Origin of the sequence: Paracidovorax wautersii (assembly GCF_900113035.1) — a bacterium.
Classification (GTDB): Bacteria; Pseudomonadota; Gammaproteobacteria; order Burkholderiales; family Burkholderiaceae_C; genus Paracidovorax; species Paracidovorax wautersii.
In genome coordinates this window covers 65,601-82,581 of the sequence record NZ_FONX01000015.1, presented here as the reverse complement: position 1 = coordinate 82,581, position 16,981 = coordinate 65,601, and the positions used below count along the sequence as shown (strand labels likewise).

Annotated in this window: 18 protein-coding genes; 5 read left to right on the top strand and 13 right to left on the bottom strand. The window is 70.8% G+C overall.

Annotated features, from left to right (window positions below; all coding sequences use genetic code 11):
* Nucleotides 1-144 precede the first annotated feature (144 nt).
* The 6 genes from BM070_RS19040 to BM070_RS19015 form a co-directional block, all read right to left on the bottom strand.
* Nucleotides 145-1,887, bottom strand: coding sequence for a methyl-accepting chemotaxis protein (locus BM070_RS19040; protein ID WP_175518549.1), 1,743 nt, complete (start codon nt 1,885-1,887; stop codon nt 145-147).
* A gap of 151 nt (nt 1,888-2,038) precedes the next feature.
* A complete protein-coding gene (gene phnX, locus BM070_RS19035) occupies nt 2,039-2,887 on the bottom strand; it encodes a phosphonoacetaldehyde hydrolase (protein WP_092940928.1) in 849 nt (282 codons plus the stop codon).
* 13 nt (nt 2,888-2,900) lie between these two features.
* Nucleotides 2,901-4,046: a TIGR03364 family FAD-dependent oxidoreductase gene (locus BM070_RS19030; protein ID WP_092940927.1), complete on the bottom strand. Its 1,146-nt coding sequence runs from the start codon at nt 4,044-4,046 to the stop codon at nt 2,901-2,903.
* Between the two features lie 38 nt (nt 4,047-4,084).
* A complete protein-coding gene (locus BM070_RS19025; RefSeq protein WP_092940926.1) occupies nt 4,085-5,809 on the bottom strand; it encodes a putative 2-aminoethylphosphonate ABC transporter permease subunit in 1,725 nt (574 codons plus the stop codon).
* Between the two features lie 14 nt (nt 5,810-5,823).
* The gene (locus BM070_RS19020) at nt 5,824-6,945 is read right to left on the bottom strand and encodes a putative 2-aminoethylphosphonate ABC transporter ATP-binding protein (RefSeq protein ID WP_092940990.1); all 1,122 of its coding nucleotides are present in this window, start codon (nt 6,943-6,945) and stop codon (nt 5,824-5,826) included.
* A 65-nt stretch (nt 6,946-7,010) separates the two neighbouring features.
* A complete protein-coding gene (locus tag BM070_RS19015; RefSeq protein ID WP_092940925.1) occupies nt 7,011-8,045 on the bottom strand; it encodes a putative 2-aminoethylphosphonate ABC transporter substrate-binding protein in 1,035 nt (344 codons plus the stop codon).
* Nucleotides 8,046-8,177: 132 nt separating this feature from the next.
* On the opposite strand from BM070_RS19015, the gene BM070_RS19010 reads away from it, so the two are divergent.
* The 4 genes from BM070_RS19010 (at nt 8,178) to BM070_RS18995 (ending at nt 11,215) form a co-directional block, all read left to right on the top strand.
* Nucleotides 8,178-8,954: a phosphonate utilization associated transcriptional regulator gene (locus BM070_RS19010; protein WP_092940924.1), complete on the top strand. Its 777-nt coding sequence runs from the start codon at nt 8,178-8,180 to the stop codon at nt 8,952-8,954.
* Entirely contained in the window at nt 8,951-9,820 is an 870-nt protein-coding gene (locus BM070_RS19005; RefSeq protein WP_092940923.1) for an EamA family transporter, read from the top strand. The genes BM070_RS19010 and BM070_RS19005 overlap by 4 nt, the downstream gene beginning before the upstream one ends.
* A gap of 139 nt (nt 9,821-9,959) precedes the next feature.
* Nucleotides 9,960-10,550, top strand: coding sequence for a sigma-70 family RNA polymerase sigma factor (locus BM070_RS19000; RefSeq protein ID WP_245785300.1), 591 nt, complete (start codon nt 9,960-9,962; stop codon nt 10,548-10,550).
* Entirely contained in the window at nt 10,547-11,215 is a 669-nt protein-coding gene (locus BM070_RS18995) for a ChrR family anti-sigma-E factor (RefSeq protein ID WP_092940921.1), read from the top strand. The genes BM070_RS19000 and BM070_RS18995 overlap by 4 nt, the downstream gene beginning before the upstream one ends.
* A 98-nt stretch (nt 11,216-11,313) precedes the next feature.
* On the opposite strand, the gene BM070_RS18990 is transcribed toward BM070_RS18995, so the two are convergent.
* From BM070_RS18990 to BM070_RS18980, 3 genes are read right to left on the bottom strand one after another with little or no spacing between them, the layout of a single operon-like run.
* Nucleotides 11,314-11,727, bottom strand: a complete 414-nt coding sequence (locus tag BM070_RS18990; RefSeq protein WP_092940920.1) for a DUF2177 family protein — start codon at nt 11,725-11,727, stop codon at nt 11,314-11,316.
* Nucleotides 11,728-11,776: 49 nt separating this feature from the next.
* The gene (locus BM070_RS18985) at nt 11,777-12,565 is read right to left on the bottom strand and encodes a DUF1295 domain-containing protein (RefSeq protein ID WP_092940919.1); all 789 of its coding nucleotides are present in this window, start codon (nt 12,563-12,565) and stop codon (nt 11,777-11,779) included.
* 37 nt (nt 12,566-12,602) lie between these two features.
* Complete coding sequence (locus BM070_RS18980) at nt 12,603-13,637, bottom strand: SAM-dependent methyltransferase (protein WP_092940918.1); 1,035 nt, start codon at nt 13,635-13,637, stop codon at nt 12,603-12,605.
* A gap of 164 nt (nt 13,638-13,801) precedes the next feature.
* Between BM070_RS18980 and BM070_RS24880 the strand changes: the two genes are divergently transcribed.
* Nucleotides 13,802-13,954 (top strand): hypothetical protein, encoded by a 153-nt coding sequence (locus tag BM070_RS24880; protein ID WP_175518548.1) that lies wholly within the window; start codon nt 13,802-13,804, stop codon nt 13,952-13,954.
* A 99-nt stretch (nt 13,955-14,053) separates the two neighbouring features.
* On the opposite strand, the gene BM070_RS18970 is transcribed toward BM070_RS24880, so the two are convergent.
* From BM070_RS18970 to BM070_RS18955, 4 genes are all read right to left on the bottom strand, one after another.
* Complete coding sequence (locus BM070_RS18970) at nt 14,054-14,827, bottom strand: class II glutamine amidotransferase (RefSeq protein WP_092940916.1); 774 nt, start codon at nt 14,825-14,827, stop codon at nt 14,054-14,056.
* 53 nt (nt 14,828-14,880) lie between these two features.
* On the bottom strand, nt 14,881-16,332 hold the full coding sequence (locus BM070_RS18965; RefSeq protein WP_092940915.1) for a DHA2 family efflux MFS transporter permease subunit: 1,452 nt from the start codon (nt 16,330-16,332) through the stop codon (nt 14,881-14,883).
* A gap of 84 nt (nt 16,333-16,416) precedes the next feature.
* Nucleotides 16,417-16,659, bottom strand: coding sequence for a 4-oxalocrotonate tautomerase (locus BM070_RS18960; RefSeq protein WP_281245468.1), 243 nt, complete (start codon nt 16,657-16,659; stop codon nt 16,417-16,419).
* A 7-nt stretch (nt 16,660-16,666) separates the two neighbouring features.
* Entirely contained in the window at nt 16,667-16,921 is a 255-nt protein-coding gene (locus BM070_RS18955; protein ID WP_092940913.1) for a cysteine-rich CWC family protein, read from the bottom strand.
* Nucleotides 16,922-16,981: the final 60 nt, after the last annotated feature.

The following is a 16,981-nucleotide window of genomic DNA, read 5'->3' as shown; positions in this document are numbered from 1 at the left end:
GGCTGCATCACGCCATCCATCCCTGTCCGGATGCCCGTGGCCGGCACCTCCTGCCGGCCACGGCATTGTTGCCGGTTTTTCCGTGCTCCGCGGCCACCGCCGGGGCGGGGCCGCGGGGCTGCCGTTGAGGCTATGCGCGGAGGCTCAGAAGCTTTCCCAGCCGTCGCGTGTCCCGTCCCCTGCTGGCGGAGCGGCGGCAGGTGCCGGGGCGGCGATGGCGGGCGCGGTGCGGCGCGGGGCCGCAGGCGTTGCCGCCTTGACCTGCTGCAGCACGGCGGACGCGGCGCGGGCCGTGTCGCGGCTGCGGGACTGGGCCTGGGCGATGACGGCCTGGGAGGTGGCTGCATCGACCTGGAAGACGCTGACCAGCTTGACGAGGCGGGCGGCCTGCGTGTTCAGGCTGTCGGCCGCGGCGGCGGATTCCTCCACCAGCGCCGCGTTCTGCTGCGTCACCTGGTCGAGCTGGTTGACGGCGTCGCTGACCTGGGAAATGCCCTGTTCCTGTTCATGGGTGGCGGCGCCGATCTCGGCGATCAGGTCGGCCACGCGGCGGGCCTGATCCACGATCTCGCCCATGGTTGCGCCGGCCGTGCCCACGAGCTGGGAGCCGGTTTCCACCTTGGAGACGCTCTCGCCGATCAGGTCCTTGATCTCCTTGGCCGCTTGCGCCGAGCGCTGCGCCAGGCTGCGCACTTCCGAGGCCACCACGGCGAAGCCGCGGCCCTGCTCGCCCGCACGGGCGGCTTCCACCGCGGCGTTCAGCGCCAAGATGTTGGTCTGGAAGGCGATGCCGTCGATCACGCCGATGATGTCGGCGATCTTGCGCGAGCTGGCGGTGATCTCGTCCATGGTGCGAACCACGTTGCCCACCACGTCTCCGCCGCGCGCGGCGGTGGCACTGGCGGAGGACGCCAGCTGCGATGCGGTGCGCACGGTTTCCGCGTTCTGCTTGACGGTGGAGTTCATCTCCTCCATCGAGGCGGCGGTCTGCTGCAGGTTGGAGGCCTGCTCTTCCGTGCGCTGGCTCAGGTCGGCGTTGCCGGCGGCGATCTGCGAGGCGCCGGTGGCGATGGATTCGCTGCTGTGGCGCACCTCGGAGACGACCTGCGCGAGGTTGCTGCGCATGGCGCCCATGGCGGCGAGCACGGAGGAGGAATCCCCCGGCCGCAGATCGACCGCGACGGCGAGGTTGCCGCGCGAGACCTCCTGGGCGATCTGCGCGGCATAGGCGGGCTCGCCGCCCAGCTGGCCCTTCACGCGGCGCGTGATCGACCAGGCCACCAGCGCGCCCAGCGCGGCCAGCACGAGCATGGTGTTGCCGGCGGAGAGCGCTTCGCTGCTGGAGGTTTCCGCCATGTCGGTGGTCGTCTTGCGCTGGTAGGCGATCATGTCCTCCACCGCCTTGAAATACACGTTCTGCGCGATGCGCATCTCGCCGAGCACCACGCCGCGCGCGGCGACCATGTCATTGGCGAGGCCGAGCTTCGCGGCCTTTTCCATCGAGGTGAGGAATTGTGGGCGTGCCTGGGCGATCTGGTCCATGAGCGCGCGGCCCTCGGGGGTGCGCACGCGCTCGCGCAGGGCGCTCATCAGCTGCGATGTCTCGGCGACCACGCTGTCAAGCCGCTTCTTCTCTTCGGCCATGGCCGCCGTGTCGTCCAGCAGGGCGAGGTTGCGCACGGCGCGGGTGACGACATTGGTGTTGTCCTTGATCTGCTGGAGCTGCAGCAGGATGTCGAGCCGGTCGCGCGACAGGACCTGGAGGTTGGAGCCGGTCTGCCCGAGCTGGACGCGTCCGTAGGCGGCGACCAGAAGGCCGATCGCGATCACGATGGCGAAGCCGGTGCCGAGCATGGTGCCCAGTCGAACGTTCTTGAAGAAATGCACGGCGATCCTCCAGCTTTGAGCTTGGTTGAAAGCGGCCCACCGTATCACGGCGGGGTGCTCATTTCTTGACATTCGTCAACTGATCGGGCGCGCGTGTGGCAGGGTATTCCCGGGACTGACGGGCGCCCCGAAGGCGCTAGGCAGCAGCTCTTCAGGTGCCCTGGGGTGGGCCGGCAGGCGGCGTTTCGCCCCGCGCAAGGCGGGCGCCGATGTCGTCCAGCACGGGCAGCAGGTCCGCCACGGTGTCGATCACGTAGTGCGCGCCGGCGGCGCGCAGCTCGGCCGTGGCCCGCTCGCGCACCCGCTGCTGCGCTGCGGCATCGAGCGCGTTCCATTCGGGCAGCGAGAGGCCGGCCGCGTTGCCGCTGATGGCCAGGCCCACGGCCCAGCTGCCCGCGGCCGTGCCTTCCTGCACGCCCACGCCGGTGTCGTCCACCTTCGCCACGGTGGCGGCGGGCCACACGCCCAGGTCGGCGAAGCAGCGGTACATCATGAGCGGCGAGGGCCGGCCGGCGGCCAGGTCGCCCGCGCAGACCAGGTTGTCGGGCACGTAGCCCGCGGCGCGTGCGATGGGCGAGAGCACCTCCATGATCGGCCGGTTGTAGCCGGTGGTGGAGCCGATCTTCAGACCCCGGGCGCGCAGCTCGGCCACGGTATCGAGCGCGCCCGGAATGAAGTCCGCATGCTCGGGGATGACGGCGGCGTTCATGGGCGTGAAGACCTCGTGCAGATGGTCCACGTCGGCATCGCCGAACGGCCGGCCGTGCCGGGCCTGCCACTGCGCGGCCACGTGGGGCAGGCGGCCCAGGGCCCGGATGTGGTCCCACTTGGCCATGCCCATGGGGCCGCGGGCGTCGGCGGTGCTGATCTGCACGCCGAACTGCGCGAAGAGCCGCACGAAGGCGCCCATGGGGGCGAGGGAGCCGAAATCGACGAGGGTGCCGGCCCAGTCGAAGACGACGGCCTGCAGGCGAAGCGGGGGAGTGCTGGGTGTGGTCATGGGGGCGTCGGTGTCACCAGGATGCGAAGACTTCCTCGGCGATGCCGAAGGCGGTGCTGGCGCCCGTGCCGCTGGTGACGAGGACGAGGCGCGTGGCCTCGTCGGGCGCGTCGATCAGGCAGTCGGTGGCGGGCGATGAGGGGTAGGTTCCCAGCCAGCGCTGGGTCACGCGGAATTCGGGCAGGTGCAGGGCTTCTTGCAGATGGCGCAGGATCAGCGCGTCCACGCGGTCGTCGGCGAAGGGTTCGACCACCGGGCCGTAGTGGTGGGAGTCGCCCACCACCAGCGAGCCGTCGGCGCTCTGCACCACGATCAGGTGGATGCCGTGGGCCAGCGATTCACCTTCTTCCGCTTCGAGCTGCGCGTGCAGCGCCTGGGCGGCGGGCAGGCGGCTGTAGCCGTGGTAGCGCACCAGGCTCAGGTCGCCCATCACCGCGCCGGGCAGCAGGAGGCCCCGGGGTGGCTCCACGCGCAGCATGTGCAGCTGGCACAGGCGCAGCCCGTGGGGCGCGATGCGGTCGGCCAGCAGCCCGCCCAGCTCGGCATTGGTGCAGACCACCACGCGCGCGGCATGCAGCGTGGCGCGTGCGGTGCGCACGCGGGGCGTGGCGACTTCCAGCACCTGCTCGCCGAAGCGGAAGGCGACGCCGTGCGCCTGCGCCAGCCAGCGGGCCAGCAGGCCGATGGCGGTGCGCGATTCCACCCGCGCCTCGTGCGGGCTGTAGAGCACGGCCTGCGCCGGCCCGTGCGCGCCGTCCAGCCGCAGCGCCGGGGCGCGGAGCGCGGCCTCCTGCGGCGATAGCAGCTCGCAGCCCTCGGCCATCTCCGTCGCCATGAATTCCTGCAGCACGCTCAAGGCCTGGGGCCGCTGGGCCGTGAGCCAGAGTCCCTGGTGGACGATGTCGATGCCGGCCTGGGGTGCGATCTCGCCCCAGATCTCGCGCGCCCGCCGCGCGCGCCGCCAGGTGTCGCCCGCGCCCTGGCCGGTGACGGTGACGAAGCCGAAGTTGCGGATGGAGGCGCCGACGCAGGCGGCGTCCTTGTCGATCACGCAGACCGACAGCCCGTTGCGCGCGGCGGTATAGGCGTGCGCCAGGCCGACGATGCCGGCGCCGACGACGATCAGGTCGTAATGCATTGAAGAGTGCGGTGCTTGCATGCGGGTGGGTGGTGTGAAGGCGTGGGATGGGCGGCGCGTCAGCGCGCCCGCCAGCGCTGGGTGCGGCGCTCCGCCCAGCGGCCCGCGAGCAGGAAGATCAGGCTGGCTGCGATGGAGACGGCCGAGACCAGCACCGCCATGGCGGCGGCGCCGGCCGTGTCGCCCGCGTCGTCCAGGTTCAGGATGCCGACCGAGGCCGGCCGCGTCTGCGGCGCGTAGAGGAACACCACGGCCGAGACGGTGGTCATCGCGTTCACGAAGAAGTAGCGCGCCACGTCCAGCAGCGCGGGCAGGCAGATCGGCAGCGTGACGCGCCAGAGCGTCTTGTAGAACGGCACCTTGAGCGATGCGGAGACGGCCTCGAATTCGCCGTCGATGGCGCGCAGCGCGGTCACCAGCGTGAGATGGCCGGTGGTATAGAAATGCACCACCGTGCACAGCACCAGCAGCGCCATGGTCTGGTAGAGCCCGTGCAGCGGATTGCCCGGCGCGTTGAAGAAGAAGATGTAGCCCAGGCCCAGCACCAGCCCGGGCACGGCCATGGGCAGCATGGCGAGCAGGCGCAGCAGCGTGCGCAGCGCTGCCAGGCCCGGCAGCTTCTCCTGCAGGTAGGCGCCCGCGAAGGCCGCCGCCGTGCCGCAGACGGCGGTGGCCGCCGCGAGCACCAGGCTGTTGACGAGCGCATCGCCCATCTCCGCATCGACCAGGCCCGAGGCGTAATGCTCCCAGCTGGGCGCGAGGTTGTAGGGCCAGAGCGTGGCCAGCGAGGCGAACACCGCCATGCCGAACATCGCCAGCATCAGCAGCGCGACGAGCCCGCAGAACGCGGCCATGGCGGCGTCGAAGGCCGGCTGCGGGCGCGGCGCCAGCGCCACGGCGCGCGCGCCCAGCGCGGCGGCCTGCCGGCGCCGCACCAGGTGGTCGATGCAGAAGGTGAGCACGGCGGGCGCCAGCAGCAGCAGGGAGGCCACCGCGCCGCGCCGGAAGTCCTGCTGGCCGATGACCAGCTTGAACACGTCGGTGGCCAGCACGTTGAAGTTGCCGCCCACCACCTTGGGGATGCCGAAGTCGGTGATGGCGAGCGTGAACGTCACCAGCGCGGCGGAGACGAGGCCGTACTTGGCGCCCGGCAGCGTGATGGTGAGAAAGCGCCGCAGCGGGCGCGTGCCCATGGCGTCGGCCGCTTCGTAGAGGCGCGCATCGGCCAGGGCCAGCGCGGTCGTGAGGATCATGAGCGCATGCGGGAAGGTGGCGAAGCACTCGGCCAGCACGATGCCCGGCGCGCCGTAGATGCCGTCGAAGCCCAGCGCCCGCCAGGCCTCGCGCGCGAGGCCCTGGTTGCCGAACCAGTAGATGAGCGCGATGGCCGACAGCAGCGACGGCGCCAGCAGCGGCAGCAGCGCGATGCCGCGCAGCAGGCGCTTGAACGGCATGCAGCTGCGCGTGAGCGCATAGGCGAAGGCGAAGGCCAGCGGGATGACGATGGCGGTCGTCAGCAGCGACACCTGCAGGCTGTTGGCCAGGCTTTGCAGCAGCGCGGGCGAGCGCAGGTAGTCGGCGAAGGCGTCGCCGGAGCTGCTGCCTGCGGCGGCGGGCACGAAGGCCTGGCCCAGTCCGGCCGCCAGGGGCCCGAGCAGGCCCACGCAGAGCAGTGCGATCAGGGCCAGCAGCGCGGCCTGCGCGAGCCGGTCGCTCCAGGCCGTGCGCGGCCGGGGCGCCGCCGCCGCGGCGCGCTGCGGGGTGGGGAGGGGCAGGGCGGGCATGTCGTCGGCCTGGGTCAGTGCTGGCGCGGCAGCGCGAAGGCGCGCAGCCGGTCTTCGCGCAGGGCGAATTCCAGGCGGCGGCCTTCCTGCACGCCGAACTCGTCCATCTGGTTGAGCGAGAACTGCAGCTGCAGGGGCTGGCCGGGCAGGCCCTCCACGTCCAGCTCCGCCAGGCAGGTGCCGCCCAGGAATTCGAGCCGCTGCACGGTGCCCGCGCAGAGCCCGGGCTGGCCGGACGAGAGGCGTTCGATGATGCGGTCTTCGGGCCGCAGGTAGAGCCAGGCCTCGCTGCCGGCGGCCAGGCCTTCGGCGCCGTGGCCCTCGGCGCATCGCAGGCGCAGGCTGCCGCAGCGGAACCAGCGGTCGCCCTCGGCCACCGCGCGCAGGCGGTTGGCCTTGCCCACGAAGTCCGCCACGAAGGGCGAGGCCGGCTCGCGGTAGATCTGCAGGGGCGTGCCCACCTGCTCGATCACGCCGTGGTTCATGACCACGATGCGGTCGGCGAGCGTGAGCGCCTCTTCCTGGTCGTGCGTGACCATGATGGTGGTCACGCCCAGGCGGCGCTGCAGGGCGCGCAGCTCCTTGCGCAGGTGCACGCGCACGATGGCGTCGAGCGCGGAGAGCGGCTCGTCCAGCAGCAGCAGGTCGGGCGAGGTGGCGAGCGCCCGCGCCAGCGCCACGCGCTGCTGCTGGCCGCCGGACATCTGCGCCGGGTACTTGCCGCCGCTGCCCGGCAGGCCGACGAGCTGCAGCAATTCCTCCACCCGCGCCTGGATCGCCGCGCGCGGCTGCCGGCGGTTGGCGAGGCCATAGGCCACGTTGTCCGCCACGCTCAGGTTGGGGAACAGCGCGTACGACTGGAACACGATGCCGTAGTCGCGCTGCGCGGGCGGCAGCTGCGAGATCTCGCGCCCGCCCTGCCAGAGCCGGCCACGCGTCTGCGCCTCCAGCCCGGCGATGATGCGCAGCAGCGTGGTCTTGCCGCAGCCCGAGGGGCCGAGGAAGCAGACGAATTCGCCCCGGCCGATGGCGAGGTCGATCTCTTCCAGCGCAGTGAAGGCGCCGAAGCGCTTGTGGATGCCTTCGAGCCGCAGGTGGCCTGCGGCGGCCGGCGTGGCTGCCGTGGTGGAGGGCATGGCGGAGGCCGCGCCCGCGCCGGCGCTGCGCTCCACGCCGAAGGCGCGCGCTGCCGGCGCGTTCATCACTTCTTGGCCTCGCTCTTGGCGTCGTAGCGGCGGGTCCACTCGGCCAGGATGCGCTCGCGGTTCGCGGCGGATTTCTCGAAGTCCATCTTGATCAGGCGCGCTTCGTAGTCGGCCGGAATGCCCGCCAACTTGGGCGCCACACCCGGCTGCGCGGTGACGGCGAAGTTCTTGCCGTAGAGCATCATCGCGTCCTTGGACGTGGCCCAGTCGGCCAGCTTCTTGGCGGCCGCCATCTTGGGCGTGCCCTTGTAGATGCCGAAGGCTTCCAGGTCCCAGCCCAGGCCTTCCTTGGGGAACACCAGCTCGATGGGCGCACCCTTGGCCTTGTTGGTGTAGCCGCGGTATTCGAACGAGATGCCGGCCACGTATTCGCCGGCGGCGGCCATGTTGCAGGGCTTGGAGCCGGAGTGGGTGTACTGGGCGATGTTCTGGTGCAGCGCGTCCATGTACTTCCAGCCGCCGCCCTGGCCGGCATCGTCGCCCCAGAGCTGCAGCCAGGCGGCCACGTCGAAATAGCCGGTGCCCGAAGAGGCCGGGTTGGGCATCACCACCTGGCCCTTGTATTCGGGCTTGAGCAGGTCCTTCCAGGTCGTGGGCACGGGAATGCCCTTCTTCCTGGCTTCGACGGTGTTGAAGCACACCACGGCGCCGAACACGTCCATGCCGACCCAGGCGGGCGGGTTCTTCTTGTCGCGGTACTGTGGCATCACCGCGTCGAGGTTCAGCGGCGCGTAGGGCTGCAGCATGCCCTGCTGCTCGAACAGCGCCATGCTGGAGGCTGCCACGCCCCACACGGCGTCGGCCTGCGGGTTGGCCTTTTCGGCCAGCAGCTTGGAGGTGATGACGCCCGTCGAATCGCGCACCCACTTGATCTCGATGTCGGGCTCGACCTTGTTGAAGGCCGTCTGGTAGGCCTTGATCTGGTCGGTTTCCAGCGCGGTATAGACGGTGAGCTGGGTCTTTTGCGCCAGCGCGCCCGTGGCGCTGACGAGGCCGATGGCAAGGGCCGTGAAAAGCTTGAGCGAACGCATGGCGAACTCCTGGTAGGAAAGCCCGCAATGTCCTTTGCGCCGATGACGGGAGCGTGTCAAAGCCCGGGCCAATGGAAGATTGTTTTTTGCAGATTGCAGACAATCTGGGTTTTGGACGTAGCATTCCGCCCCATGACGGAACGAAAGACATCGCCGCTGCCGGACATCGCGCAGCTGCAGAGCAACTCGCTCGCCGGCCTGGTGCAGACCGAGATCGAGCGGCTGATCCTCGACGGCGAGCTGGCGCCGGGCGCCAAGCTGACCGAAGCCACGCTGGCCGACCGGCTCGGCGTCTCGCGCGGGCCGGTGCGCGAAGCCTTCCGCATGCTCGAAGAGGCCGGCCTGGTGCGCACCGAGAAGAACCGCGGCGTGTTCGTGCGCGACGTGTCCGTCGAAGAGGCGCTGGAGATCTTCGAGGTGCGCGCCGTGATGGACCTCTACGTCGGCCGCAAGCTGGCCGAAACCGCCACGCCGGCCCAGGTGCGCGAGCTGCGCCAGCTGGCCGATGCGATGGACCGCGCCGCCAAGGCCGGCGAAGCGCAGGATTTCCACCGCACCAACCTCGCCTTCCACGACCGGCTGCTGGAGCTGGCCGGCAACGCCAAGCTGGTGGCCACCTACCGCAAGCTGGTCAAGGAACTCTCGCTCTACCGCCGCCGCAACCTGAACGACGAGTCCATGGCCGTCTATGCGCGCGAGCACAAGCAGATCGTCAAGGCCATCGCCTCGGGCGAGCCCGAGGCCGCCGGCCAGGCCATGTTCCAGCATGTGATGAACAGCCGTGCCCGCACGCTGGAGGCCAGCCGCCGCACCGCAGCCGGCGCCGATGCGGGCGCCAGCGCTGCCCCGGAGGCCGCTCCGCGCAAGCCGGTGCGCAAGGCGCCGGCCACCACCGCGGCGGCCTCATGAGCCTGCCGGGCGGCGTCGTCCTGGCCGTGCTGTGCGGCGCGCTGCTGCACGCATGCTGGAACGCGCTCATCAAGTCGGCCACCGACAAGGCCCTGGACACGGCCCTCATCCACAGCCTGGGCTGCGTGGCGGCGGTGCCGCTGCTGGCCGCCACGGGGCTGCCGGACCCGGCCGCGTGGCCCTACATCGCCGCCTCCACGGTGGTGCATATCGGCTACTACGCGGCGCTGGCCGGCGCCTACCGGCATGGCGACCTGGGGCTGACCTATCCGGTCATGCGCGGCTGTGCGCCGCTGCTGGTGGCGCTCTCCAGCCAGGCCTTCATCGGCGAGGCGCTCTCGGGCCGCGCCTGGTGGGGCGTGGCGGGCATCTGCGCGGGCGTGCTGATGCTGGGGCTGTCGCCGGCCAGCCTGCAGGGCGGCGGCGACCGCGGCAAGGCGTTGCGCTTCGCCCTGGCGAACGCCGCCATCATCGCGCTCTATACCGTGATCGACGGCCTGGGCGCGCGTGCCTCGGGCAACGCCCTGGGCTATGTGGCGGCGCTCTTCCTGTTCGACGGCCTGCCCTACCTGCTGCTGGTGCTCCACCAGCGCAAGGGCGAGGGCGAGCGCCGCGCCGCCCTGCGCTACATGGCGGGTCGCTGGCGCATCGCGGCGCTGGGCACGGCCGCGTCGCTGGGCAGCTACGGTATCGCCCTCTGGGCCATGACGCGCGCGCCCGTGGCGGCGGTGGCGGCGCTCAGGGAAACTTCTGTGCTCTTCGCCGCCGTCATCGGCACCCTGTGGCTGCGCGAGCCCTTCGGCGCGCAGCGCGCCCTGGGCACGGCGGTGATCGTGGCCGGGGTGGCGGCGCTGCGTTTCGGCTGAGCGCAAGCCCTGCCTGCAGGCTGGAAGTTGCTGTGATCTAATGCGCCGAGCGTTGCGTAACAGCAGCATGACTACCGTTCCTCAGCCGTCAGAATGGCCTGCCCAGGCGGCAAGGTCACGGCCGCCTTACCTGTCGATCGTGACCACCCAGCAACCTCGCGGCGCACCGCCGAACGGCGATGAATTGAGCTCCTGGCTGCAGGCCGTGGCCGCCCGGCAGGACCGGCAGGCCTTCGCCGCCGTGTTCAAGCATTTCGCACCCCGCGTGAAGGCCTACCTCATGCGGCTGGGCACGTCCGAGGCGCTGGCCGAGGATCTGGTGCAGGAAACCATGGTCAGCGTCTGGCGCAAGGCCGTGCTCTACGACCCCAGCCACGCCGGGGTCTCCACCTGGATCTTCACCATCGCGCGCAACCTGCGGGTGGACCATCTGCGCCGCAAGGGCCTGGCCATCGGGGCCGATGCCGACGAGGGCGAAGCCGAGGCGCTGCGCGACGAAAGCCCGCAGCCCGATGAACTGCTCAGCACCCGGGAGCGCGAAATCCGCGTGCGCGAGGCCATGCGCCAGCTCTCCGACGAGCAGGCGAAGATCGTGCGTCTGTCGTTCTTCGAGGAACACCCGCACGCCCGCATCGCCGAAGAACTGGGCATTCCGCTGGGCACCGTGAAGTCGCGCGTGCGGCTTGCCGTCAATCACCTGCGCCGGCTGCTCGGCGCTCTCGAGCCATGAAGATCCGTCACCATCCTGAAGACGCACTGCTGCTGGCCCATGCCGCCGGGCAGCTGCCGACGGGCCCCGCACTGGTGGTGGCCAGTCACCTGGAGTCCTGCCCGCGCTGCCGCGAGCGGGTCCGCGAATACGAAGCCCTGGGCGGCGCGCTGCTGGAGGCGGCCTCTCCGGCCGCGCTCGCACCCGATGCGCTGGCACGGGCGCTGGCCGCGATCGATGCCACCCCCGGCACATCCGCCCCGCTGCCGCAGGCGGCTTCGGCCGCGCCCCGGCGCCCGGCCCTGCCGCCCGGCACGCCCTGGCCGGCGGCCCTGGAAGGCTGCAGCGCCACCGGCTGGCGCTGGATGGGCCCGGGCATGTACTGGAGCCGGGTCACCGTGCCCCAGGACCCGGCGGCCAAGCTGTTCCTGCTGCGCATCGGCGCCGGCAAGCGCCTGCCCACCCACACCCATAGCGACCTGGAGATGACCCAGGTGCTCTACGGCCGCTTCGACGATGGCCGGGCCAGCTTCGGTGCCGGCGATTTCGATTCCGCCGCCGGCGACATCCACCACCAGCCCGTGGTGGCCGAAGACGGCATGTGCATCTGCCTGGCCAGCGTGGATGGCCGCCTGCTCTTCGACGGCGTCATCGCCCGCACGATCGGCGGCCTGGTCGGCATGTAGCGCGGAGGATCGGGAGCGGCTGGGCATCAGCCCGCGCTCCCACATAACGTCCCGGCCCTTGCGCCGGGATTCTCATTTCAGCCGGGCGCCGGGCGTTTTCAGTTCGATCCCCACCGCAGGGCCGCGTAGCACGCCGCGCCCGAGGCCACGGCCGTGACGAAGCTGCCCCAGCACAGGTCGGCGATGGTCACCTGCCAGGGCCAGTCGCGCAGCGTGGCCTGGTTGGTGAGGTCGTAGGTGGCATAGGCCAGCAGGCCCAGCAGGGCGCCCCAGCCCAGGGCGACGGCCGCGCTGCCGCTTTCCAGGCCCGGGCGCACCGCGAACGCCACGGCGCCGGCCACGTACAGCACGTAAAAGAGCACGGCAGGGGCCGTGCTGAAGCCATCTGCGCGCATCAGGTGCCCGATGGAGGGGCGGTAGAGCCGGTCGGCCATCACGGTCAGCCAGACGGCGTCCATGGCGAGGAAGACCACGGCGAAGCTGCCGTAGGCGGTGGCGAAGGTGCGGATCATGGCGTGGCTTTCTGGGCTGGAGTGGCGGATAGGTCGGAGAACGATGCGGTCAGCTGCGCCGGGGCGGCCCGGGCACGAAGGCATTGGTGCGGGCGATGTAGTCGCGGTAGGCGGGGCGGCGCTCGGCCATGTCCTTTTCCTGCAGGGCCACGCCGGAGACGCGCAGCAGCAGCACCGTCATGAGCAGGGGCGAGACCACCGTCCACGCGGCGGCCCAGCCGGCGCCGGCCAGGGCCACGCACCAGAGGCCCCACCACAGGCAGGCTTCGCCGAAGTAGTTGGGGTGGCGCGTGTAGCGCCAGAGGCCCCGGTCCATGACCTGGCCGCGGTTTGCGGGGTCGGCCTTGAAGCGCGCCATCTGCGCGTCGCCCACGGCCTCGAAGACGATGCCGAAGGCGGCGAGCGCCAGCCCGGCGATGTCCAGCGGGCCCAGCGGCGCGTCGCTGCGCACGCCGGCGAAGAACGGGGCCGAGACGATCCAGGCCAGCAGCATCTGCAGCCCGAAGACGAGATAGAGGCTGCGCCAGTCGAAATGCGGCTGGTTGCGCGCGCGGATCTCCTGGTAGCGCCGGTCTTCGCCGTGGCCCCAGTTGCGCCAGGTGATGAAGGCGGCGAGCCGCAGCGCCCAGGCCGCGCCCAGCGCCACCATGGCGAGGCCCCGTGCGCCGGGCGCGGGCTGCAGCGCCAGATAGACGCAGCCTGCGCCGCCGATGCACGGGCCCCAGACGCGGTCGATCAGGCTCGCGTCATGGCGCAGCAGGCTCGCCACCCAGGTGGCCAAGCCCAGCAGGGCGATCCAGGCGAGGCCGGCCAGGGCGGTGGAAAGCGGTTCGGTCATGGCCTGGAGTGTCCTCAAAGGGGGCGTTCGCGGTCTGTCAGCGCTTGCTGAAGAGATAGTGGGTGACCCACCACTGCTGGCCATCGGCGTAGCCGAAAAGCTCCGCCACCGAGAGGAAGAAGAGCCGCCAGCGCACCCACCAGATGGCGGCGTCCTCGCCGTAGGTGGCCTCGAAGAGCGGCATCAGCGCGTTGCGCTGCGCATCCATCTGCGCCAGCCAGGCCTCGGCCGTGCGCTGGTAGTGGGTGCCGTCCCAGCGCCAGCGGTCCAGCAGCAGCAGGTCCTGCTGGCAGTGCAGGGCCAGATCGTCGCTGGGCATCATGCCGCCGGAGAAGAAGTGCTGGCTCATCCAGTCGCTCTCGTCCTGCACCACGAAGGGGTAGGGCGCCTCGCGGTGGGCGAAGACGTGCATGAAGAAGCGCCCGCCGGGCCGCAGCCAGCGCGCCACGTGGGCGAAGGCGCGGGGCCAGTTGCGCAGGTGCTCGAACATCTCGATGGAGACGATGCGGTCGAAGCGCTCTTCGGTGTCGAACACGTTGAAGTCGCAGGTGATGATGCGCACGTTGTCCAGGCCGCGCGCCTGGGCCTGCGCCTGGATGTAGGTGCGTTGCGAGTGCGAGTTGGAGACGGCGGTGATGCGGCTGTGCGGGTAGCGCTGCGCCATCCACAGCGTGAGCGAGCCCCAGCCGCAGCCCAGCTCCAGCACGTCCTGGCCGTCTTCCAGGCCGGCGTGCGCGCAGCTCAGCTCCAGCGCGCGGGCTTCGGACTGCTCCAGCGTGGTGTTCTCCGCGGGCCAGTAGCCGCAGCTGTACTTGCGGTGCGGGCCCAGCACGCGGCCGAAGAAGATCTCGGGCACCTCGTAGTGCTGCTCGTTGGCTTTTTCGGGCACCAGGGCCAGATCGGCCTGGCGCATCTCGGCGAGGAAGGCCCGGGTGGCCTCGGCCGTGAACTCGGCGTCGCCGCTGTGCAGCGAGGCCAGCCGCTGGCGCAGCAGCCGGCGGATGCCCTGGCGCACGAGGGGGGCCGGTACCCGGCCTTGTTCGACCCAGCGGATGGCGGCGGCGATAGCCATGGAGTACCTCGTGTGTGGAGCGGTTTTCGGATGTGCCGTGTACGCAGGCAGCGGCGGTTTGGATCGCTGCGCCAGCGTGTCCGATCCGCAGCAGCGGCCGTGTCCGACAACTGCGCATTCCCGGGCTTTTTTTAATGGATGCCATGCACCCACGGGAGAACGCCATGTCCAAGACGTATCGCCATCAGCCCGACAAGCCCAAGCCCCGAGAGATCAAGCGCCAGCGCCAGCGCGAAGCCATGATGATGCGGCCGTCCGCCTACGCGCAGGTGCTGCTGCCCGAGCCCGAACCGCCGGTCTGGAAGCCGCTGGGCTGAGGGCGGCGCGGCACGCGGCCCTCTTTCCCGCTGCCGTTGCCGTTGCCGTTGCCGCTTGCTGGCCCGCTCCGGGTCAGCCGCGGCGGCTGTAGAGGGTGATCAGCCCAGCCGGGGCAGGCACTCGCCGTCCACGAAGACGCGCAGCTCGCCGTGCTCGAAGGCGGTCCATTCCTCGTTGGTGGTGAGCGGCGCCGTCACCACCACCGCCACCTTGTCGCTGGGCGTGGTGTGGGCCGAGAAGTCGATGCGCAGGTCTTCGTCGCACAGCTGCGCCTGGGAGAACGGGTACTGGCGCTGGATGTAGAAGAGCGAGGTGGAGGCATGCGCCCAGAGCGCCTGCCCGTTCGACAGCAGGAAGTTGAAGGTGCCGTGCGGCGCGATCTGCGCGGCCAGCTCCTTGAGCGTGAGCGTCAGCTCGGCGATGCTGGGCACGCCCGCATGCGACTTGGACAGCTCCTGCATGATCCAGCAGAAGGCGTGCTCGCTGTCGGTGCTGCCCACGGGCTTGAAGTGCGCGTGCAGGCGCGGGCGGAAGTCCTTCAGGTCGCCGTTGTGGGCGAACACCCAGTAGCGGCCCCAGAGCTCGCGCACGAACGGGTGGCAGTTCTGCAGCGCCACGCTGCCCTGCGTGGCCTTGCGGATGTGCGCGATCACGTTCTGGCTGCGGATGGGGTAGCGGCGGATCAGCTCGGCCACCGGCGAATCGACCGCGCGCTGGTGGTCCACGAAATGGCGCAGGCCCCGGTCCTCGAAGAAGGCGATGCCCCAGCCGTCCGAATGGTCGGCGGTGTTGCCGGCGCGCTGCGCGAACCCGCTGAAGCTGAAGGTCACGTCGGTCGGCGTGTTGGCGTTCATTCCGAGCAATTGGCACATGGCGGGTGGGCGGCGCTTTCCAGAAAAATCGAAGAAGACGAAGAAGGGCGGGCTCAGTCGCCCCTGGGCGGAGCGCGCAGCTGCCAGGCCGCGACCAGCGCCAGCAGGCACAGGGCGGTCAGGAGCAGGAAGGTTTCGCCGAAGGCGGCGATGCGCGCGGGGCTGCTGGCTGCCAGGCGCAGCGAATCGCCGTGCGCGGCGACGCGCCATTCGAGCACGATGCCGCACAGGCTCACGCCGGCCGCGCCGCCCAGCATGCGCACGAAGCTGATGGCGCTGGAGCCCTGCGAGATCAGCGGCTTGTCCAGCGGGCGCATGGCGCCCAGGTTGAGCGAGGGCAGGATGAAGCCCAGGCCGATGCGGCCCAGCACGGCGAAGGCCACCAGCATCCAGAGGCCGCTGTGCAGATCCACCAGCAGCATCAGGCCGAAGGAGAGCGCCAGCAGCGCCAGCCCGATGCTGACCAGCAGGTGCGTGGGCTTCGTGTCGGCCATGCGGCCGACCAGCGGAATGGTGAGCGCCAGCACGATGCCGGCCGGCAGCATGATGGTGCCCACGTGCGAGGCCGACAGCTGCAGCCCGAGCTGCATGAACACCGGCAGCAGGTAGGTGGAGCCGAACAGCGCCGTGCCGTAGATGAAGGCCACGATGCTGCCCATGGCGAAGGGGCGGAACTGGAAGATGCGCAGGTCCATCAGCGGGCGGCGGCCCTGCTGCTGCAGCCGGCGCTGCCACCAGAGGAAGGCCAGCAGCGCCGCCAGCGCGGCCAGCAGCAGGCCGGCCGCTTCCAGCGCCGTGCCGCCGCGCAGCGCCACCAGGCCGTTGAGCAGGCACAGCGTGCCCGCCGCGCCCAGCAGCAGGCCGCGCCAGTCCAGGCTTTCGCCCGCGCGGTTGGCGGCCTGGCCGCCGGGGCTGCTCACGGGCACGTATTTGTAGGCGAGGGCGATGGAGGCGACGCAGAACGGCACCACCATGAAGAAGATCGAGCGCCAGCCGAACCAGTCCACCAGCAGGCCGCCGATGCTCGGGCCGATCGCCGGCGCCAGCACCACGCCCATGCCGAAGATGCCGCTGGCGCGGCCCTGTTCGTGGGGCTGGAAGGCATAGAGGATGATGACCGCCGGGATGGGCTGGACCACGCCCGCCGCCAGCCCTTCGAGCACGCGGGCGAGCAGCACCAGGTTGAAATCGCCGGCCAGGCCGCCGCCGATGCCGCCGGCCAGCAGCAGCACCATGGAGCCGACGTAGGTGGCGCGGTAGCCGTAGCGCGCCAGCAGCCAGGGCGTGGTCAGCATGGCCACGGTGGTGGCCACCATGAAGCCGGAGGTGACCCACTGCGCCCGTTCCTGGCCCAGCGCGAAGTGGTGGCTCAGGTCGGGGATGGCCACGTTCACGATGGTGGAGGACATGATGGAAGCCATCGTGCCCACCATCACGGACAGCAGCAGCAGCCAGCGGTAGCGTTCGCCGTAGCGCTCGCGCAGCAGGGCGGCGGATGCGGTCATGTCATGCCTTGGAATGGGCCGGACGGGCTCCCGTGCTGGGCTGCGGGCGTGACCCATGCCAGCAGGCGCCGCCCAGGGGGATGCTCACTGCTTTTCCGACCAGAGCTGGCCGCCGGTGGCCCAGTTCTCGCGCTTCACGTCGGTGATGAGCACGTCCACCGAATCGGGCGAGCCGCCCAGCACTTCGACGGACACGCGGGTGATCTCGGCGACCAGCTTCTTCTTCTGTTCGACGGTGCGGCCTTCGAGCATTTCGACGTGGTAGGTAGGCATGGGTTCGGTCCTTCGCGGATGGAAAAAAGAGGGAGTGGGAGAGGGAAAAGTCAGCCCGCCATCATATCGGCGGCACTGCCGCGGCGGCGCCCTCGGAGGCCGCCTGCGCGCCCGCTGCGCATTGCGGGCAGAGGCAGGCCAGGCCTATCGCCGCGGGCGGAATGGCGGCGAGCGCGGCCGGGTCCATAGGGGCCTGCATGCACCAGCATTCCGCTGCGGGCCGGCCGGCCTCGACGGCGCACTGGTTGCGCTGGCCGCAGACCGGGCACCGGGTCGGGTCCAGGGGGCGGTCGGTCGGAGCGGCGGCGGCGGGCATGGGGGCAGTGTAGGCCGGGTGGGGGCGGGGCTTCAAGCCATATCGGCCTCTGGCCCTTGT

Bases quoted from the DNA above. Each gene is read 5' to 3' on its own strand.
- phnX (WP_092940928.1), bottom strand. From the start codon at position 2,887: ATGACCACACCCAGCACTCCCCCGCTTCGCCTGCAGGCCGTCGTCTTC.
- BM070_RS19030 (WP_092940927.1), bottom strand. From the start codon at position 4,046: ATGCAAGCACCGCACTCTTCAATGCATTACGACCTGATCGTCGTCGGC.
- BM070_RS19025 (WP_092940926.1), bottom strand. From the start codon at position 5,809: ATGCCCGCCCTGCCCCTCCCCACCCCGCAGCGCGCCGCGGCGGCGGCG.
- BM070_RS19020 (WP_092940990.1), bottom strand. From the start codon at position 6,945: ATGCCCTCCACCACGGCAGCCACGCCGGCCGCCGCAGGCCACCTGCGG.
- BM070_RS19015 (WP_092940925.1), bottom strand. From the start codon at position 8,045: ATGCGTTCGCTCAAGCTTTTCACGGCCCTTGCCATCGGCCTCGTCAGC.
- BM070_RS19010 (WP_092940924.1), top strand. From the start codon at position 8,178: ATGACGGAACGAAAGACATCGCCGCTGCCGGACATCGCGCAGCTGCAG.
- BM070_RS19005 (WP_092940923.1), top strand. From the start codon at position 8,951: ATGAGCCTGCCGGGCGGCGTCGTCCTGGCCGTGCTGTGCGGCGCGCTG.
- BM070_RS18995 (WP_092940921.1), top strand. From the start codon at position 10,547: ATGAAGATCCGTCACCATCCTGAAGACGCACTGCTGCTGGCCCATGCC.
- BM070_RS18990 (WP_092940920.1), bottom strand. From the start codon at position 11,727: ATGATCCGCACCTTCGCCACCGCCTACGGCAGCTTCGCCGTGGTCTTC.
- BM070_RS18985 (WP_092940919.1), bottom strand. From the start codon at position 12,565: ATGACCGAACCGCTTTCCACCGCCCTGGCCGGCCTCGCCTGGATCGCC.
- BM070_RS18980 (WP_092940918.1), bottom strand. From the start codon at position 13,637: ATGGCTATCGCCGCCGCCATCCGCTGGGTCGAACAAGGCCGGGTACCG.
- BM070_RS24880 (WP_175518548.1), top strand. From the start codon at position 13,802: ATGTCCAAGACGTATCGCCATCAGCCCGACAAGCCCAAGCCCCGAGAG.
- BM070_RS18970 (WP_092940916.1), bottom strand. From the start codon at position 14,827: ATGTGCCAATTGCTCGGAATGAACGCCAACACGCCGACCGACGTGACC.
- BM070_RS18965 (WP_092940915.1), bottom strand. From the start codon at position 16,332: ATGACCGCATCCGCCGCCCTGCTGCGCGAGCGCTACGGCGAACGCTAC.
- BM070_RS18955 (WP_092940913.1), bottom strand. From the start codon at position 16,921: ATGCCCGCCGCCGCCGCTCCGACCGACCGCCCCCTGGACCCGACCCGG.